This is a genomic window from Sinorhizobium fredii NGR234, assembly GCF_000018545.1.
In the GTDB taxonomy this organism is placed as follows: domain Bacteria; phylum Pseudomonadota; class Alphaproteobacteria; order Rhizobiales; family Rhizobiaceae; genus Sinorhizobium; species Sinorhizobium fredii_A.
Map to the genome: position 1 here is coordinate 2,672,453 of NC_012587.1, position 15,736 is coordinate 2,688,188.

Annotated in this window: 18 protein-coding genes; 1 reads left to right on the top strand and 17 read right to left on the bottom strand. The window is 63.0% G+C overall.

The window, feature by feature from the left end; genetic code table 11:
* Nucleotides 1-33: 33 nt before the first annotated feature.
* The 9 genes from NGR_RS24005 to ccoN are packed head-to-tail and all read right to left on the bottom strand — an operon-like array spanning nt 34 to nt 7,378.
* Nucleotides 34-366, bottom strand: coding sequence for a hypothetical protein (locus tag NGR_RS24005; RefSeq protein WP_012709087.1), 333 nt, complete (start codon nt 364-366; stop codon nt 34-36).
* A gap of 21 nt (nt 367-387) precedes the next feature.
* On the bottom strand, nt 388-618 hold the full coding sequence (gene ccoS, locus NGR_RS24010) for a cbb3-type cytochrome oxidase assembly protein CcoS (RefSeq protein WP_012709088.1): 231 nt from the start codon (nt 616-618) through the stop codon (nt 388-390).
* Complete coding sequence (locus NGR_RS24015) at nt 615-2,885, bottom strand: heavy metal translocating P-type ATPase (RefSeq protein WP_164924451.1); 2,271 nt, start codon at nt 2,883-2,885, stop codon at nt 615-617. The genes ccoS and NGR_RS24015 overlap by 4 nt, the downstream gene beginning before the upstream one ends.
* 2 nt (nt 2,886-2,887) lie before the next feature.
* The gene (locus NGR_RS24020; RefSeq protein WP_012709090.1) at nt 2,888-3,694 is read right to left on the bottom strand and encodes a DUF2189 domain-containing protein; all 807 of its coding nucleotides are present in this window, start codon (nt 3,692-3,694) and stop codon (nt 2,888-2,890) included.
* A gap of 27 nt (nt 3,695-3,721) precedes the next feature.
* Nucleotides 3,722-3,913 carry a hypothetical protein gene (locus NGR_RS24025; RefSeq protein WP_164924452.1) on the bottom strand — a complete coding sequence of 64 codons (192 nt, stop codon included), beginning with the start codon at nt 3,911-3,913 and terminating at the stop codon, nt 3,722-3,724.
* Nucleotides 3,910-4,791 (bottom strand): cytochrome-c oxidase, cbb3-type subunit III, encoded by an 882-nt coding sequence (gene ccoP / locus NGR_RS24030; protein ID WP_012709092.1) that lies wholly within the window; start codon nt 4,789-4,791, stop codon nt 3,910-3,912. The genes NGR_RS24025 and ccoP overlap by 4 nt, the downstream gene beginning before the upstream one ends.
* Entirely contained in the window at nt 4,782-4,952 is a 171-nt protein-coding gene (locus tag NGR_RS24035; protein WP_012709093.1) for a CcoQ/FixQ family Cbb3-type cytochrome c oxidase assembly chaperone, read from the bottom strand. Before NGR_RS24035 ends, ccoP begins: the two co-directional genes overlap by 10 nt.
* 19 nt (nt 4,953-4,971) lie before the next feature.
* Complete coding sequence (gene ccoO, locus NGR_RS24040) at nt 4,972-5,724, bottom strand: cytochrome-c oxidase, cbb3-type subunit II (protein WP_164924453.1); 753 nt, start codon at nt 5,722-5,724, stop codon at nt 4,972-4,974.
* Between the two features lie 4 nt (nt 5,725-5,728).
* The gene (ccoN, locus tag NGR_RS24045; protein ID WP_164924454.1) at nt 5,729-7,378 is read right to left on the bottom strand and encodes a cytochrome-c oxidase, cbb3-type subunit I; all 1,650 of its coding nucleotides are present in this window, start codon (nt 7,376-7,378) and stop codon (nt 5,729-5,731) included.
* 283 nt (nt 7,379-7,661) lie between these two features.
* On the opposite strand from ccoN, the gene NGR_RS24050 reads away from it, so the two are divergent.
* Nucleotides 7,662-8,462, top strand: coding sequence for a DUF1194 domain-containing protein (locus NGR_RS24050; RefSeq protein ID WP_012709096.1), 801 nt, complete (start codon nt 7,662-7,664; stop codon nt 8,460-8,462).
* Nucleotides 8,463-8,489: 27 nt separating this feature from the next.
* Here the strand turns inward: NGR_RS24050 and NGR_RS24055 are convergent, their stop codons facing one another.
* The 8 genes from NGR_RS24055 to NGR_RS24090 form a co-directional block, all read right to left on the bottom strand.
* Nucleotides 8,490-8,789 (bottom strand): antibiotic biosynthesis monooxygenase family protein, encoded by a 300-nt coding sequence (locus NGR_RS24055; RefSeq protein ID WP_012709097.1) that lies wholly within the window; start codon nt 8,787-8,789, stop codon nt 8,490-8,492.
* Nucleotides 8,786-9,217 carry a cupin domain-containing protein gene (locus tag NGR_RS24060; RefSeq protein WP_012709098.1) on the bottom strand — a complete coding sequence of 144 codons (432 nt, stop codon included), beginning with the start codon at nt 9,215-9,217 and terminating at the stop codon, nt 8,786-8,788. Before NGR_RS24060 ends, NGR_RS24055 begins: the two co-directional genes overlap by 4 nt.
* Nucleotides 9,218-9,253: 36 nt before the next feature.
* Nucleotides 9,254-10,195 carry an amidohydrolase family protein gene (locus tag NGR_RS24065; RefSeq protein ID WP_012709099.1) on the bottom strand — a complete coding sequence of 314 codons (942 nt, stop codon included), beginning with the start codon at nt 10,193-10,195 and terminating at the stop codon, nt 9,254-9,256.
* Nucleotides 10,196-10,311: 116 nt separating this feature from the next.
* Nucleotides 10,312-11,712, bottom strand: coding sequence for an NAD-dependent succinate-semialdehyde dehydrogenase (locus tag NGR_RS24070; protein ID WP_012709100.1), 1,401 nt, complete (start codon nt 11,710-11,712; stop codon nt 10,312-10,314).
* The gene (locus NGR_RS24075; RefSeq protein ID WP_012709101.1) at nt 11,709-12,539 is read right to left on the bottom strand and encodes a hydroxypyruvate isomerase family protein; all 831 of its coding nucleotides are present in this window, start codon (nt 12,537-12,539) and stop codon (nt 11,709-11,711) included. Before NGR_RS24075 ends, NGR_RS24070 begins: the two co-directional genes overlap by 4 nt.
* On the bottom strand, nt 12,539-13,615 hold the full coding sequence (locus tag NGR_RS24080) for an Ldh family oxidoreductase (RefSeq protein ID WP_012709102.1): 1,077 nt from the start codon (nt 13,613-13,615) through the stop codon (nt 12,539-12,541). The genes NGR_RS24075 and NGR_RS24080 overlap by 1 nt, the downstream gene beginning before the upstream one ends.
* A 39-nt stretch (nt 13,616-13,654) precedes the next feature.
* Nucleotides 13,655-15,166, bottom strand: coding sequence for a tripartite tricarboxylate transporter permease (locus tag NGR_RS24085; RefSeq protein WP_012709103.1), 1,512 nt, complete (start codon nt 15,164-15,166; stop codon nt 13,655-13,657).
* A 70-nt stretch (nt 15,167-15,236) separates the two neighbouring features.
* The gene (locus tag NGR_RS24090; protein WP_012709104.1) at nt 15,237-15,734 is read right to left on the bottom strand and encodes a tripartite tricarboxylate transporter TctB family protein; all 498 of its coding nucleotides are present in this window, start codon (nt 15,732-15,734) and stop codon (nt 15,237-15,239) included.
* Nucleotides 15,735-15,736: the final 2 nt, after the last annotated feature.

Sequence of the window (15,736 nt, forward strand, 5' to 3'; positions counted from 1 at the left end):
CTAAGGTCTAGCCTGAAAGACACACGGCGTGGCTTAGCGATTGGTCTCTCTCAGCACCCTGCCGCGGAACACCGCGATGGCGGCTCCGATCGTACCGCCGGTGACCACGCCTGCGGAACCGCCGGCAAGGATCGCGATGAGGCAATTGAGGATAGCGACCGCTAGCCCCTGGTCTGAAAGGAAGACGAGCCCGGCGACGAGGCCGACAAGGGCGCCGATGAGACCGAGAGCCATCGCGAACAGCGTGACCGATTCCGAAGGGTCTATCTGCCGGACCGGCGGCTCGTGCCGAACCGAACTCGCTCTTGTGGCCAAGCCTTGCTCCGAGGGGCGGTCGCCCGAGTGCTCGTCTACTTCGTCTTGCATTCGACCCTCCGAAGGGGAATTTCAGGACACCATCGACTTGTCACCGGAAACGCCGCTGCCTGCAGGCCGTTCCGTTCGCTGTTGCCGACCCCTGCCCGCCAGCGGCATCTCGTCCTCGTCGTCCAACAAGATCCTTTCGGCCGCCCCGTCCAGGTCGTCATATTGTCCGGAGCGCAGCGACCAGAAAAAGGCCAGCAAGCCGACGGCCCCCATCGCCAAGGCAGTCGGTATGAGGACGACAAGATAGTTCATCCGCTCGCCCTCGCCGGTTCTCTGACGCGGATGTCAGCACGGACGCCTCTCGTGCCCGCGCCGAGCCGCAGGGCGTTCGCCACGACCGCAATCGAAGACAGGGACATGGCAATGGCTGCGGCCAGCGGCGTGACCTGTCCGGCAATGGCAAAGGGAACGCTGACGATGTTGTAGGCGATCGCCAGCCCGAAACTCTGCCGGATCAGCGCATCGGCGCGGGAGCCGGTCCGCACGATCTCTTTGACGGCGAGGAGGTTGTGCCCCAGGAAAACGAAGTCGGAGGCGCTTCGTCCGATGTCCGTTGCCGACGCGGGAGCGATCGATACATGAGCGGCAGCCAGCGCCGGCCCGTCGTTGAGTCCGTCCCCGATCATCAGCACCTTGCGGCCGGCGCCCGAAAGCGTCCTGATGGCGTCCACTTTCTCACTCGGAAGCAGCTGGGCCGAGAATTCCTGGACCGCCAACTGCCGGGCGACCGACGAAACCGCCGCATGATTGTCTCCCGAAACTATGCGCACCGACAATCCGGCCGCCTGCAGGAAATCAACCAGTTCCCGCGCTCCGGGGCGAAGGGCATCCTCGAAGGAGAACACGGCAATCGCTTTGCCGTTCTGCGAAAGCACCGATGTCGACCGGCTCTCCCTGGCTGTCGGCGGCGGCGTGGCCGACGCCCATGAGGGACGCCCGAGCCGGTAGACCGAATCTCCGGCTCGGGCCTCGATTCCACGCCCTTGAAACTCTTCCACTTTGTCGAACGTCCCGGAATACCGCTCTACGTCGGCGCCGGCCGCGGCAATGGCGGCAGACGCGGGGTGCTTTGAGTATTTCGCCATGGCGGCAGCCACGGACAGGATGTCCGGCCGAAGGGCCCCGGCATCGACCAGGCGGACCTCGCCAAGGGTCAGCGTTCCCGTCTTGTCGAACAGAACAGTGTCGACTTCGTTCAGTCTTTCGAATGCGGACCCGTCGCGAACCATGATCCCCCGTTCGAAAAGGCGACGCACGGCCACGACCTGCACCATCGGGACGGCGAGGCCGAGCGCGCAGGGGCAGGTTATGATCAGCACGGCGACGGCGATCGTGACTGCCTGATGAAAGTCTCCTGTTGCATGGAGCCAGGCGAGCAACGAAATCAGCGCGACGCCGTGAACGACGGGAGCGTAGAGCGCGGCGGCACGGTCGGCGATCCGGCGGTAGGTCGAACGGCCGCTTTCGGCCGCCTCCATCATGCGGGTCATCTCGGCGAGGAACGAACCTTCGGCAGAGGCGGTCGCCGCCAGGGTCAGCGGATTTGCGAGGTTCAGCACGCCGGACTGTATCGCGGTTCCGACCTCCGCGTGTTTCCACCGGCTTTCGCCGGTGACGAGCGAACAGTCGATTTTTGAGGTTCCGTTGATGACGACGCCGTCGACGGGCACCCGTTCACCCGCCGCGACGATGAGATGCATGCCCGGCGTGATGTCCGGCAGCGGGACATAGTCGATCGCCCCGCCGGGAAGGGTGACATTGGCCCCCTGCGGCGCCAGCTTCGCAAGCGCTCCCGCGGCTGAACGCGCTCTGCCCCGCATGAGATGGTCGAGCGTCCGACCCGCCAGTAGAACGAACAGCAAGGAGGTGCTCGCGTCGAAGTAGACATATGGCGCGTTCTGAACCGTGTCGTAGACGCTCAACGCGAAGGCAAGCAGGACGCCGACGCTGATCGGCACGTCCATGTTGGCCCGGCCGCGGCTCAGCGCCTTCCAGGCGGAGCGGTAGAAGATCCTGCCGGAATAGGCGACCGCCGGCAGCGCCAGCGCCGCCGAGACCAGATGAAAGGCATGGCGCGTTGCGGGGTCCGCTCCTGACCAGACGGAAACGGACAGGATCATGATGTTCATCGCCGAGAACCCGGCCACCGCGAGCGCCTTCAACAGGCTGGCAAGCAACGGATCCCGGCTATCCTCCTCGAACGAGGTCGGATGCGCCGCATATCCGATTTCCGCGAGCGCGCCAGCGAAATCCGGACAGCCACGGTCCGTTGCCCGCCAGGTGATGGTGACGCGCTTCGTCGACAGGTTGACGCGAGCGAGCTCGACGCCGGGGATTTTCCTGAGGGCGGTTTCCACGGCGGCAATGCAGGCGGCGCAATGCACATCCGGCAGCGACAACAGGACTTGGCGGAGGCCGTCCCCATGGTCGCGGCTGGCAAGCCAGATCTCCTTGGCACTCGCAGTTTTCGAGGAACTGGCGTCTGCAAGTGGAACAGCGATGCCGGAGCAGCACGACATGGCTAACGCACCGCCTTGTAGGCATGCCAGGTGGCATGCCCGAGCCATGGGAAGATCACGATCAGCCCGACGAATGCCGTGGCGATGCTGAGGAGGAACAGCGCCGACACGATCGCGCCCCAGACGAGCATCGGGCGAAGGTTGTTCCAGACGAGGGCCACGCTGACGCCCATCGCCGTGAACGCATCGATGCGTTGGTCGAGCAGCATCGGAATCGAGAACACGCTGATGGCGAAGGAAAATCCGGCGAAAAGCGCCCCGATCGCAATTCCGACCGCGAGCATCGCCCATCCGGTGGGCGTCGTCAGCAGCAGTTGCGTGACGTGATCGAGTCCCGGAAAGGGGCGCACGCCGAAGAACAGTGCATAGATGATAACGGCTGCCCGCATCCAGAGGAGCATCAGCATGCAGAGAACAAGGCCGGTAAAGAACACCTGCGCCCCCGCCAACGGCCTGACGCGCAGCATGCTGCCGAGGCTGACAGGCTGGGATTGCTCAAGGCGCGCGCTCTTCAGGTAGAGTCCGATGGCCAGGAGCGGCGCGATGATCATGAAGCCCGCCACGGCCGGAAACAGGAAATAGTCCCGTCCGGTGGCGAACAGGGCCCATATGATCAAGAAGGAAACGACGAAGACGGCGACCCCGTAGCTGAGGCTGAGCATCGGAAAGGTGATCAGGTCGCGCCACCCTTTGCCGAGCCACTCGAACGGCGCCCGGGCCGGCAGATTGCGCTGCCATTTCGGGTTCCAGGTCTCCTCTATCCCCGAGACCTCGCCGATCAGCCTCCGTGTCTTTCCATTCGCAGCCATAGGACCCTCCTTGGATCCGCCTCATGGTCAACAGGATGATTTCGCCGCCCTGTATTGGCCCGGCGCGGCCTCGAAGCCCTTCAGATGGGCGATGCAGCCCGGATCGCTGTCGATCGCCACGTAGAGCAGATGCGCATTGGCGCCGAGAAAAACGGCCGCCGCGGCCAGGATCCACCAGGTCAGCGCCCATCTGCTTCGTTGGGTGGCGGCTTTCATCACGGCTTCTCCACCCCCAGCGCGTTGACATAGAGCGCCAGGATCTTGATTTCCTCGGGCGTCAGCCTCTCGTCCCAAGTCGGCATGTGGCCCTGGCGCCCGCCATGGACGGATTCGATGATGTTCTGCAGGGTGCCGCCGTAGACCCAATAGGCGTCGGTGAGGTTCGGAGCTCCGACCTCCCGGTTGCCTTTCGCGTTTTCGCCGTGGCAGGCGGCACAGGTGGTGAGGAAGACCTCTCTGCCCGCCTCGATGCGGCCGATGTTGTCCGGCGTGGAATATGCCGGATTGGTCAGCGAATAGACGTAGGCAGCGACGTCCCGCACCTGATTGCGGTCGAGCATCTCGTCGCGCCCGAACGACGGCATCTGCCCGACACGGCTCTCGGGGTGCCGGGTGTTGATGCCGACCTTCAAGGTCTGGGCGATGTTCTCCGGACCGCCGCCCCAGAGCCAGTCGTCATCGGTCAGGTCCGGATAGTTGCTCCCTCCCTTGCCGTCGATGCCATGGCAGACGGCGCAGTTGTCTCCGAAGAGTTGATGTCCGGTGGAACGGACGGTTGCCATCAACTGCTCGTCCGCCCTTATCTGGTCGTAGGTGAGCGTGTCGATCTTCTTCTCCCAGACCGCTCTCGCCGCCGCAGCAGCAGCGAGCTTTTCTTCGACGACATTCCGCTCGTCGATTCCGAGCAACCCCCTCGTATAGGTGGTGCCGAGCGGCCATGTCGGAAGAAGGACCCACCAGAGCAGCGCGAACAGATGGGTCAAGACCAGAAAGAGCAGCACGCCTCTCGGAACGGGCGTATCGAGCTCCTTGATACCGTTCCACTCATGTCCCGTTGTTTTTCGGCCGCTGATCGGGTCGACTTCCTCTACGTCCATGGCCGGTCATCCTCGTCGAGAATGTTTTTCTTGGCCCGATCGAAGCGCTCCCGGTTCGCCGGCCAGAACGTGTAGACGAGCACGCAGATCGAGAATCCGATCAGGTAGAAGAGCCCCCAGGTCTTCGCTGCCTCCACCAATGTTGCGTGCGTCATATCCATGATCGCCGTCCCCTTCGGCTCAATCGTTCGGATTGGGGGGTTGTTCGGGAGCGGCGGTGTTCCGATATGCCGCCTTCGTCAGCTGCCCGAGAACCTGCAGGTAGGCGACGATCGCATCCATCTCCGTGACCCGCGTGGTCACGCCGTCGAAAGCGCTGACCTGCGTCTCCTCTCCGTAGCGTTCCGTCACACCGGTTGCCTGTTCGCTGTCCGGTACCGCCTGGCCGAAGGCGTCACGAGCAGCATTCGCGATCATGTCGTCCGTATAGGGAACGCCGACGCTTCGCTGTGCCCGCAAATGGGAGCCGAGGTCGTCGAGGCGCAGCGGCGTGCGTGCCAGCCACGAATAGGCCGGCATATTCGACTCCGGCACGACATCGCGCGGATTGGTGAGATGGGCGACGTGCCAGAAATCGGAATACTTGCCGCCCACCCGCGCCAGATCGGGCCCGGTGCGCTTCGAACCCCACAGCATCGGGTGGTCATATTGGGACTCCACCGCCAGGGAGAAAGGCCCGTAGCGCTCCACGTCGTCGCGCAGCGTGCGGATCATCTGGCTGTGGCACGCATAGCAGCCCTCGCGGATGTAGATGTTGCGGCCGGCCAATTCCAGCGGCGTGTAGAGACGCATGTCCTCGACGTTCTCGACAGTCTCGTCGATCGTAAACAGCGGAGCGATCTCCACGATGCCGCCGACACTGGCCGCGACGATGATCGCGAGCATGAAGCCGGTCGCCGTTCGCTCGAGCTTGCGATGAAGGAGTTCGGGCATGTCGCTACTCCGCCGGTCCGGTTGCCGCGCCTTCCGGCACAAGCGGAAGATCGTCATGCCGCTCCGTGCCGGCCACCGGAACACCCCTGACCGTCATCCAGATATTGTAGGTGGCGACAATAGCCCCGATCAGGAACAAGAGGCCGCCGAAGGTGCGCGCGATGTAATACGGGTACATCGCCAGAAGGGAATCCACGAAGGAATAGGTGAGCGTCCCCTCCTCCGAATAGGTCCGCCACATCAGGCCCTGGATGATGCCGGAGTTCCACATGGCGAAGACGTAGATGACGGTGCCGGCGACGGCGAGCCAGAAGTGGACTTCGACAAGCGCCGCGGAATACATCCTCTCGCGCTTCCAGATCGCCGGCACGAGCGTGTAGAGCGAGCCATAGGTGATCAACGCGACCCAGCCGAGCGCGCCCGCATGGACATGGCCGACGGTCCAATCGGTGTAGTGCGAGAGAGAATTGACGGGACGGACTGCGAGGAACGATCCTTCAAAGGTCGAAAGGCCATAGAAGAAGGCCGCCATCATGATGAAGCGCAGCGTCGCGTCGTCGCGAACCTTGTGCCAGGCCCCATTCAGCGTCAGCAGGGCGTTTCCTGCCGACGCCCAGGAAGGGACGAGCAGCATTACCGAGAACGTCATGCCGAGGTTCTGCACCCAGTGCGGCAGGGCGGTATAGTGAAGATGATGCGAGCCCGCCCACATGTAGAAGAAGGTGATTCCCCAGAAACTGAGGATCGACAGCCGGTAGGAAAAGATCGGGCGTTCCGCCCGCTTGGGCAGATAATAGTAGAGCATGGCGAGGAAGCCTGCCGTCAGGAAGAAGGCGACGGCATTGTGCCCGTACCACCATTGCACCATGGAGTCCTGCACGCCTGCCCAGATCGTGTAGCTCTTGGAGTGACCGAGGGAGACCGGAATGGTCAAATTGTTGATGATGTGCAGGATCGCCACGACCAGGATGAAGGCCATGTAGTACCAGTTGGCGACGTAGATATGCGGTTCCCGGCGCCGCGCCAGCGTGCGGATATAGAGGACGAAATAGGTGACCCAGACGATCACCAGCCAGAGGTCGGCATACCATTCGGCCTCCGCGTACTCCTTGGACTGCGTCACGCCGAGGAAGTAGCCGCTCACCGCCAGGATGCAGAACAGGTTATAGCCAAACAGCACGAACCAGGGGCTCAACTGGTCCGGAAGGCGTGCCCGCGAGGTCCTTTGAACCACATGGAACGAAGTCGAGATCAGCGCGTTGCCGCCGAAACCGAAAATCACGCCGGTTGTATGCGCCGGTCTGATCCGCCCGAAACTTGCCCACGCCGTGTCGAAGTTCAGGCTCGGCCAGGCGAGCTGAGCCGCTGCCCAGACGCCGAAGAACATGCCGAAAATCGCCCAGAAAAGCGTGAAGGCGACGCCGACCTTGATGGGATCGTCGTAGTAGCGTGAGACGCGCGCCGGGTCGGGAGCCGGGCCGAAGGATGTCGACATGATCAGATACAGCAGCGCCAGGCTGTAGAGCAGGACGATCGCCCCATGGACTCCAAGCGGATCCGCCCGCCCGGCCGCAGCCATCGCTATGCCGACAACCGCCAAGACCACCAAGATGGACGCCGCCAGGTCCCGTTCCCTGGTCGTCAACTGTCCCATGAAAGCTCCCCCGTCATGTGCACAGTACTGCTCAGCAAGCATCTATTTCCCGGCAAGCACAAATCAAGGCTCGCCGCGAAAATGCTTGAACTCTTCGGGAGGCCGGCGAAATCCGCCAAGTCGTCATTGATGACGGCAGAACAGAAAACAGGGGTTGTGTGGGGCCGAAGCGGCCATCGCCAGATGGCCTCCGTTGGTTTAACGTCGAGCAAGCGGAGTCTCCGCAAGACCCGGTCGCTGACCGGACCTCGCGGTTTCCGTCACCGGACCGCGGATCGGCTCGATGAAATCACGCTGGACGCTCTTGGCTGCTTCCTATCTTATCGGCGCCGGCACCGCCGTGACACAGGATGCTGTCGCCGTGGACCTTCAACTGGTCCTGGCCGTCGACGTTTCCTATTCGATCGGATTGGACGAACTGCGGCTACAAAGGGCGGGCTATGTCGAGGCGTTTCTGAGGCCCGAAATCATCAGTGCGGTCAGGACGGGGCCGCTCGGCCGGATTGCCGTGACCTATGTCGAATGGGGCGGCAAGGCCGTTCAGGTGCTGCCCTGGACCGTGATCGAGGACTCGGAGAGCGCGGCGCATTTTGCCGAGGCGCTACGCCGACAGCCGGTACGACGGATCTCGTTCACCTCGATCTCGAATGTGCTCGCCTTCGCGCGAAGGCTCATTCGCACGAGCCCCTACCGGGCAGGCCGACGCGTGATCGACGTCTCGGGCGACGGACCCAACAATGCCGGGGTACCGGCGCCGGTTGCCCGGAACAATACCGTCGCCCAGGGCATCGTCATCGACGGGCTGGCGATCATGCTGAAAAGCGCGCCGGACTCGGCCTCGATTCCGGATCTCGACGCCTACTACAAGGAATGCGTCATCGGCGGAGAAGGCGCATTCGTCATGAAGGTATCGGAGGCCAGCCAATTCTCCGCGGCGATCCTTGCCAAGCTCACGGCCGAGATTTCCGGACTGAAGGTCAGCGATATGAGGCAGCACCGGCCGGGGCTCAGGCCCGCCGCCTATGCGCAGTCCTATAATTGCTTCATCGGCGAAGAACTCCAGGAGCGTTCCATCGGCAGGTAGGTCCTGGCACGCCGTTCCTAAACACCATTACACGTAGGACGCCACCACCTCGGAATGGGTCACTCTTGGAGCGCCGTCGAAGAAGGCGGCGACAAACCGTCGCCACTCTTGGAAATCCTCCGATTTGCGGAAGTCGACGATGTGATTGTCGACCGTCTCCCACTTCACCACCAGCCGGTAGACGGTCGGTATCTCGACCACTCGATGCAGCGACAGGCCGTGGCAGCCCTTGGCTCTGAGGAAGAGCGGCGCGGCCTTGCCGACGCCCGCCTCGAAGGCTTTCTCGGATCCCGGTTTGACGGTGATCTCGGCGATCTCGACGATCACTTGCCGCCCCCCGCGCCTTGATGGCCATGCTCGGCATCGATCGCCCGTTCCTCGCCCGTCGCGATCATCGTCCGGGTCGCATCGATCGAGGCATAGATCCAGAAGATCCGCATCGGCTCGGTCGACGAAGCGTTGATGAAGCGGTGCGGCACGTTTGCCGGGATCCAGGTCGTGTCGTTCGGCCCGAGTTCGTGCCGGACCCCGTCGATCTCGGCGATCGCCCTGCCGTCGAGCACCATCACGCTCTCCTCGCAATTGTGCTTGTGCAGGCCGATCGCCGCTCCCGGATCGAAGGCGGTGATGCCGTTGATCATGCTGGTCGAGCCGCATTTGCGGGTGACGAGCGGCGTGGTGCGGGCACCGCCCCCGCGATCGTTCGTCTTCAACTCCTTGGGCCGAAGAATTGCCGGTTGTCCTATGGCTTTCATCTTCTTCCTTCCTTCTTATGATCGCTGCTATCGGAATCAGAAGCCGTAGAGCTTGGCGGGGTTCTCGACGAAGATTTTTTGTCGGTTTACCTCGTTTCCGGCCCAAGCCGCGGCAAGATCCATCAGCAGCGCGTCGTCAGGCTTGCCATGTTTGCCGGGAGATGGATGCGGCCAGTCGCTTCCCCAGAGGACGCGGTCCGGCGCTGCCTCGATGTAGGCTGTGGCAACTGCACCCACGTCTCGATAGTTCGGAGGTCCGTCTTTGCTGTCCTGGTAGAGGCTGGACACTTTCGTGAACGCCTTTCCCTTCTGCAGAAGATCGGCAACGATTTTGAAGGCGGGATGGTCCCTGCCGTGGGGGTGCGGTATGCGGCCGAGGTGATCGAAAACCACCGGCACGGGCAGTCGCGAAAAGAGAGCTGCCTGGCTGGCGAGATCATCGCCTTTGATGTGCACTTGTATGTGCCAGCCCATGTCGGCGATACGAGCAGCGAGTGGCTCGACCATGTCTAGGGTCGTCGCGCCTGCTCGACCGAAGTTGAAGCGAATTCCTTTCACCCCTAGCGAGGCAAGTCGCTTCAGTTCATCGGTAGTGACGGAGGTGTCGACGACTGCGATTCCACGTGCATTTGGACCGAGCTGGTTCAGGGCGTTCAGCAGGCACGAATTGTCGGTGCCGTAAGTCGAGGGCTGTACGATGACGCTTCGTTCGAAGCCCAACCTGTCGCGCAGCCGGAGGTAGTCTGCGACACTCGCGTCGGGAGGTATCAGACTTGCGTTCGCAGCAGCAGGGAATTTGCTGTCGTATACGTGGAAATGAGTATCGCAGGCCTGGGGCGGAGTCCGAAAACTCGGCCTATTGGTGCCCTGCGTAAACGGAATTTCTTCAGCTCCGTACGCACGTGCTGATATGATCGATGCAGCAGCCAGTGCGCTTGTGCCCACCACCACGTCGCGTCGGGTCATTTTCCTCATCATCACAGATCTCCTCCGATAGCGCGCCGTAACAGCGCAAGATGGCACGTTCTCCGCATTCCTCTGATCATGCGCTCCTGCCCGCGGCCCTAATGGGCTGCGGTTTGAAGGCAGAGGGCTTACTCCGGGGCTTTGGGCGTGGGTGCGACTGCCTTCGCCGGACCGATCCAGACGGTCTTGATGTTGACGAATTCACGAATGCCGTAGACGCCGAGCTCACGACCATAGCCGGAGCGCTTGATGCCGCCGAAGGGATAGCGCGGATCGGAGGCGACCATGCCGTTGATGAACACCGCTCCGGCTTCGACATCGCGGGCAAGCTTTCGGGCCCGCTCGACATCGCGGCTCCAGATCGCCGAACCGAGACCGAACTCGGTCTCGTTGGCGAGCCGGATCGCCTCGCTCGCGTCCTTCACGCGGATGATCGCCGCGACGGGTCCAAACGTCTCCTCGCGGAACGCCGTCATCTCCGGCGTCACATGGTCGAGCACCGTCGGCAGATAGTAGAAGCCCTCCCCGTCGATCGGCTTGCCGCCCATCCTCAACGTTGCGCCGGCGGCGATAGTCTTTTCCACCTGTGCATGAAGGCCGTCCATCAGGTTGGCACGCGCCATCGGACCGATATTGGTGTCGCGCTGCATCGGATCGCCGATCTTCAGCCGTGCAACTTCTGTGCAGAACAGTTCGACAAAGCGATCGGCGATGCTCTCCTCGACGATGAACCGCTTGGCGTTGACGCAGGACTGGCCGACATTGACATAGCGCGCCTTGACGGCGACCGCTGCTGCTTGCTCGAGATCGGCATCGGCGAACACGATGAACGTATCCGACCCGCCGAGTTCGAGCACCTGCTTCTTCAGCGCCTCGCCAGCCTGCGATGCGACGATCGCGCCGACCTCGGTCGACCCGGTCAGGGTCACCGCGGCGATACGGTCATCGGCGATGATGCCCGCCACTTTCGCAGGCTCGATCAGCAGGGTGGCGAACAGCCCGTCGGGGCAGCCGGCCTCTTTCATGATTTCCTCGATCGCCAGCGCGCATTGCGGCACGTTGTTGGCGTGCTTGAGGATTGCGCCGTTCCCCGCTGCAAAGGCCGGGGCGGCAAAGCGGAAGAACTGCCAGAACGGATAGTTCCACGGCATGATGGCAAGAACGACGCCCAGCGGGTCGAAGGCGACAACGCTCTCGGAGGCATTCGAGGCGACTGGCTCGTCGGCAAGATATTGCGGCGCGTGCTCGGCGTAGAAATCGCAGTTGTAGGCGCACTTCTCGATCTCGGCCTCGGACTCGACGATCGGCTTACCCATCTCGAGCGTAATCATCTCGGCGTATCTCGCCTTGCCGGCCCGCAGCACCCTTGCCATGCTGCGCAGCAGCCCGACCCGCTCTTCCGCCGGCACCTTCCGCCATGCCTTCTGGGCATTCGCGGCCGCGGTCAACGTGGCGTCTACGTAGACGTCGTCATGGGCTTTGAAGCGCGCCAGTTCCCTGCCGTTCGCCGGATTGATTGCTGTGATCATGCAGGCCTCCTGTCTTGCTTCTTTTGTTTGATCTTTGCCGCCATGAGTTGCTTCCAGCGAGGCAGGAAGGCGGCGCTGTCGACTGTGGTCGCGGAAGGGATGTATTCGAAGCCGATCGCGCCCTCGTAAGCCTGCTCCGCAAGCGTGCCGAGCAGCGCTTCGAAGTCGATCGATCCGGTCCCCGGCTCGTGCCTGCCCGGATGATCGGCGATATGGACATGACCGATCCGGTGGGCATTGGCCGGAATCCAGCTCTGGAGCGCTATGCCGTTGGCGCGGGCGTGGAAGGTGTCGACCAGCAGCGCAAGATTGCCGGGTCCGAAGATGTCCTGGATGCGGCTGGCATGGTCGAGCGTCGACATGAAAAAGCCGGGCACCGCCGCCTCGCTGATCGCCTCGACCAGGATCTTGACGCTCGTTCCTGCCGTCCGCTCGATGGCATGGGTCAGATTGCCGTGATAGGTTTCCGCCACGGCGGAGACATCGGCTTTGGTGGGAACGCCTGCCATCGGATGCACGAAAGGGCAATCGACGGCGATGGCATAGTCGAGCGCCCGGTTGAAGCCTTCGCGGAAGTCCGCCTCCCGGCCGGGAAGCGCCGCCAGCCCCTTCTCGCCTTTGCTGGCATCACCCATGCCGGCGGCGATTTGCGACAGGACCATCTGATGACGGGCAAGTTCGCGCCGCATATCGGTTGTGGGAATGGCGAAAGGCTGCGGATGTTCGATCGCCGTGAAGCCCGAGCCTGCGGCAGCCGCTATCCTCTCCCGCAAGGGCAGCTCTGTATACAGATAGCCGATATGAGCGGAGAACAGGTTGACAGCCATCAGGCAGCCTCGCCCGACGACCGGCCCGTGGGGAACATCACGCCGATGCGATCACCCTCCTTGGTCAGGTCCGCAATCACATTCGCGGTGATCGGGATTCCGGTTCTGAGCCGTTCTGCTTCGCGGCGTTGCTCCGGCTCGCCGGGCATCATGATTTCCTCGACGCCGGCTGCCTTGGGCAGGGCCTTGATCCGTTCGTAGAACGCGTCCATGCGCGCGTCGAAATTCTCGGGCGACATGAATAGGTCGGGCTTGATGGCGAAGAACAGGTGGCCGACATTCTGCGGCTCGCTGTGATCGAAATAGAGGCTCTTCACGTCACCGCCGAAATTCGCTCCGGTAAGCACACCGGACATCAGGTCCATCAGCGTAGCGAGCACCGAGCCCTTGACCCCGCCGAACGGCAGGCAAACGCCTTCGAAGGCCTTGGCCGCGTCCGTTGTCGGATTGCCGTCGACATCGAGGGCCAGTCCTTCCGCGATGGTCTCGCCCTTCATGGCCGCCAGCCGGATCTTGCCGCGGGCGATCACCGTCATCGCCATGTCCATGACGTAAGGCGCGTATTTCCCGCCCGGAATGCCGGCCGCGATGGGGCTCGCCCCGAGGAAAGTGGTGCGGCCGCCCCACATCGGGATCGCCGGCGACGAATTCGTGAAGATCATCGAGATGTAGCCAGCTTCGATCGCCTGCAGCGCATAGAGCGCCCCCATGCCGAAATGCGTGCTGCGATGGACGCCGACCAGGCCGATGCCGTTGGCCCTGGCGAGTTCGATGGCTTCTTCTGTCGCCCGGTGCGAGGCGATGAAGCCCATGCCGTTGTCTCCATCGACGAGGGAGACGGCGCCGGCGACCTTCTTCACGGTGACAGCAGGCTTCGGATTGACGAGCCCGCGCTGCAATCGCTCGACATACATCGGGATCCGCGACACGCCATGCGAGTCGATGCCGCGCAAATTGGCCTTGACCAGATCGCCGGCAATCGTCGCCGCGTCGGCGTCGGCCATTCCGGTCGCCGCGAATATCTTTGTCGCGAAGGCGATCAGTTCGTCCGAGGAGAAATATTTGACATTCGACATGGCGATGTTCCTGGTTGATCGATGAGCGACCGCGTGGCTTCAGACGTGGTTCGCGGCTTCCCTCGCCTGGCGTGCGGCACGCCAGCGCAAGACGGTGGGGACGAGGACGAGCGTCAGGGCGATAACGATGAGCGCCAGCGAAATCGGATGGGTGAAGAAGACGCTCGCATCGCCCTGGCTGATCGTCAGCGCACGGCGGAATTGCTGTTCGGCGAGCGGCCCAAGGATCAGACCGACGATGCAGGGCGCGACCGGGACGTTCAGGACCCGCATGCCGAAGCCGATGAGACCGATGATCCACAGCAGCGCCACATCGACGATGTTGTTGTTGAGCGTATAGGCACCCATCGTCGCGAACAGCAGGATTCCCGAGTAGAGCCAGGGGCGCGGGATGGCCAGCAGCTTCACCCAGACGCCGGCTAGCGGCAGGTTGAGCAGCAGCAGCATGACATTGCCGATATAGAGGCTGGCGATGAGCCCCCAGACGAGTTCGGGGTTGCTGTCGAAGAGCAGCGGTCCAGGCTGGATGCCGTATTGCTGGAAGGCCGCCAGCATGATCGCCGCCGTCGCCGAGGTCGGCAGGCCGAGAGCCAGCAGCGGAGCAAGCACGCCGGCCGCCGAGGCGTTGTTGGCTGCTTCCGGCCCCGCCACCGCCTCGATCGCACCATGACCGAATTCTTCCGGGTTCTTCGAAAGACGCTTCTCCGTCAGGTAGGAGAGAAAGGTCGGGATCTCGCTGCCGCCCGCCGGCAGCGCGCCGATCGGGAAGCCGAGCGCAGTTCCACGCAGCCACGGCTTCCAGGAGCGGCGCCAGTCCTCGCGGCTCAGCCACTTGGAGCCCTTGAGCTGGTAGATTTCCTCGGTCTCAAAGCAGTGGCGCGCCACGGTGAACAGCGTTTCGCCGACGGCAAAGAGGCCGACGGCGACGACCACCACGTCGATACCGTCCAGAAGCTCTGCAATCCCGAGCGTGAAGCGTGCCTGACCGGTCTGCAGGTCGAGACCGACAAGGCCGAGCGCGAGACCGAACAGCAGGCTTGCGAGGCCGCGCGAGAGCGAGTCGCCCAACACCGCAGTGACGGTGGTGAGCGCGAGCACCATCAGCGCGAAATATTCGGCGGGACCGAAGAGCAGCGCGATCTTCACCATCAAGGGTGCAATGAAAGTGAGCGCCACTGTCGCAATCGTGCCGGCGACGAAGGAGCCGATCGCTGCCGTCGCCAGCGCCTGCGCGCCGCGGCCCTTCCGGGCCATGGCGTGCCCATCGAGCGCCGTAACGATCGATGCGGATTCGCCGGGCGTGTTGAGCAGGATCGAGGTTGTCGAGCCCCCATACATGGCGCCGTAGTAGATACCGGCAAACATGATGAACGCGCTGGTCGGCTCGAGTCCGTAGGTGACCGGCAGAAGCAGGGCGACCGTGAGCGCCGGACCGATGCCGGGAAGGACGCCGATTGCGGTGCCGAGCGTCACGCCGACCAGCGACCAGAACAGGTTGTAGGGCGTGACGGCGACGGCAAAGCCGTGAAAGAGTGCTGCAATCGTATCCATGATCAATCCGCCCCTTGGAATACTGGGCTCGGTGTCGGCGTCATTGTTTGTGCTGGGGTCCGCGCGCGCATCACACCGATCCTCCGAACATGATGATAAGGTCCTCGACATAGCTGCCGGTCGGCAGATCGAGATCGAGTCCATAGTCGAACACGAGATAGGTGATCGCCGTCAGCGCCAGTCCGATCAGGACGTTCCGGACATGAGCGCGGCTGCCGAAGGCCATCGCCGAGACGACGAAGAGAAACGTACCGGAGGCGATCCAGCCGAGCCGCTCCAACAGCACGAACTGCGAGGCGAAAGCGGCGGCGACGATGATCACTGCCTTCCAGTCGAGTTCCGGGAACTCCTCCACCTCAAAGCGGTGGAAGAATGCCTCGTAGAGCAATTGCAGGCCGACGAGGATCAGGCCGGTGGCGATCAGCGCCGGGAACAAGCCCGGTCCGATGACCGCCTGCGCCGCGATGGGAGGCGTCATCCAGGTTTCGATCGCGATGAACGATCCAAGGTTGAGCGTGGCAAGTCCGAGGATTGTCTCACCGATACGGAGACTGGCCGACTTCGACATTG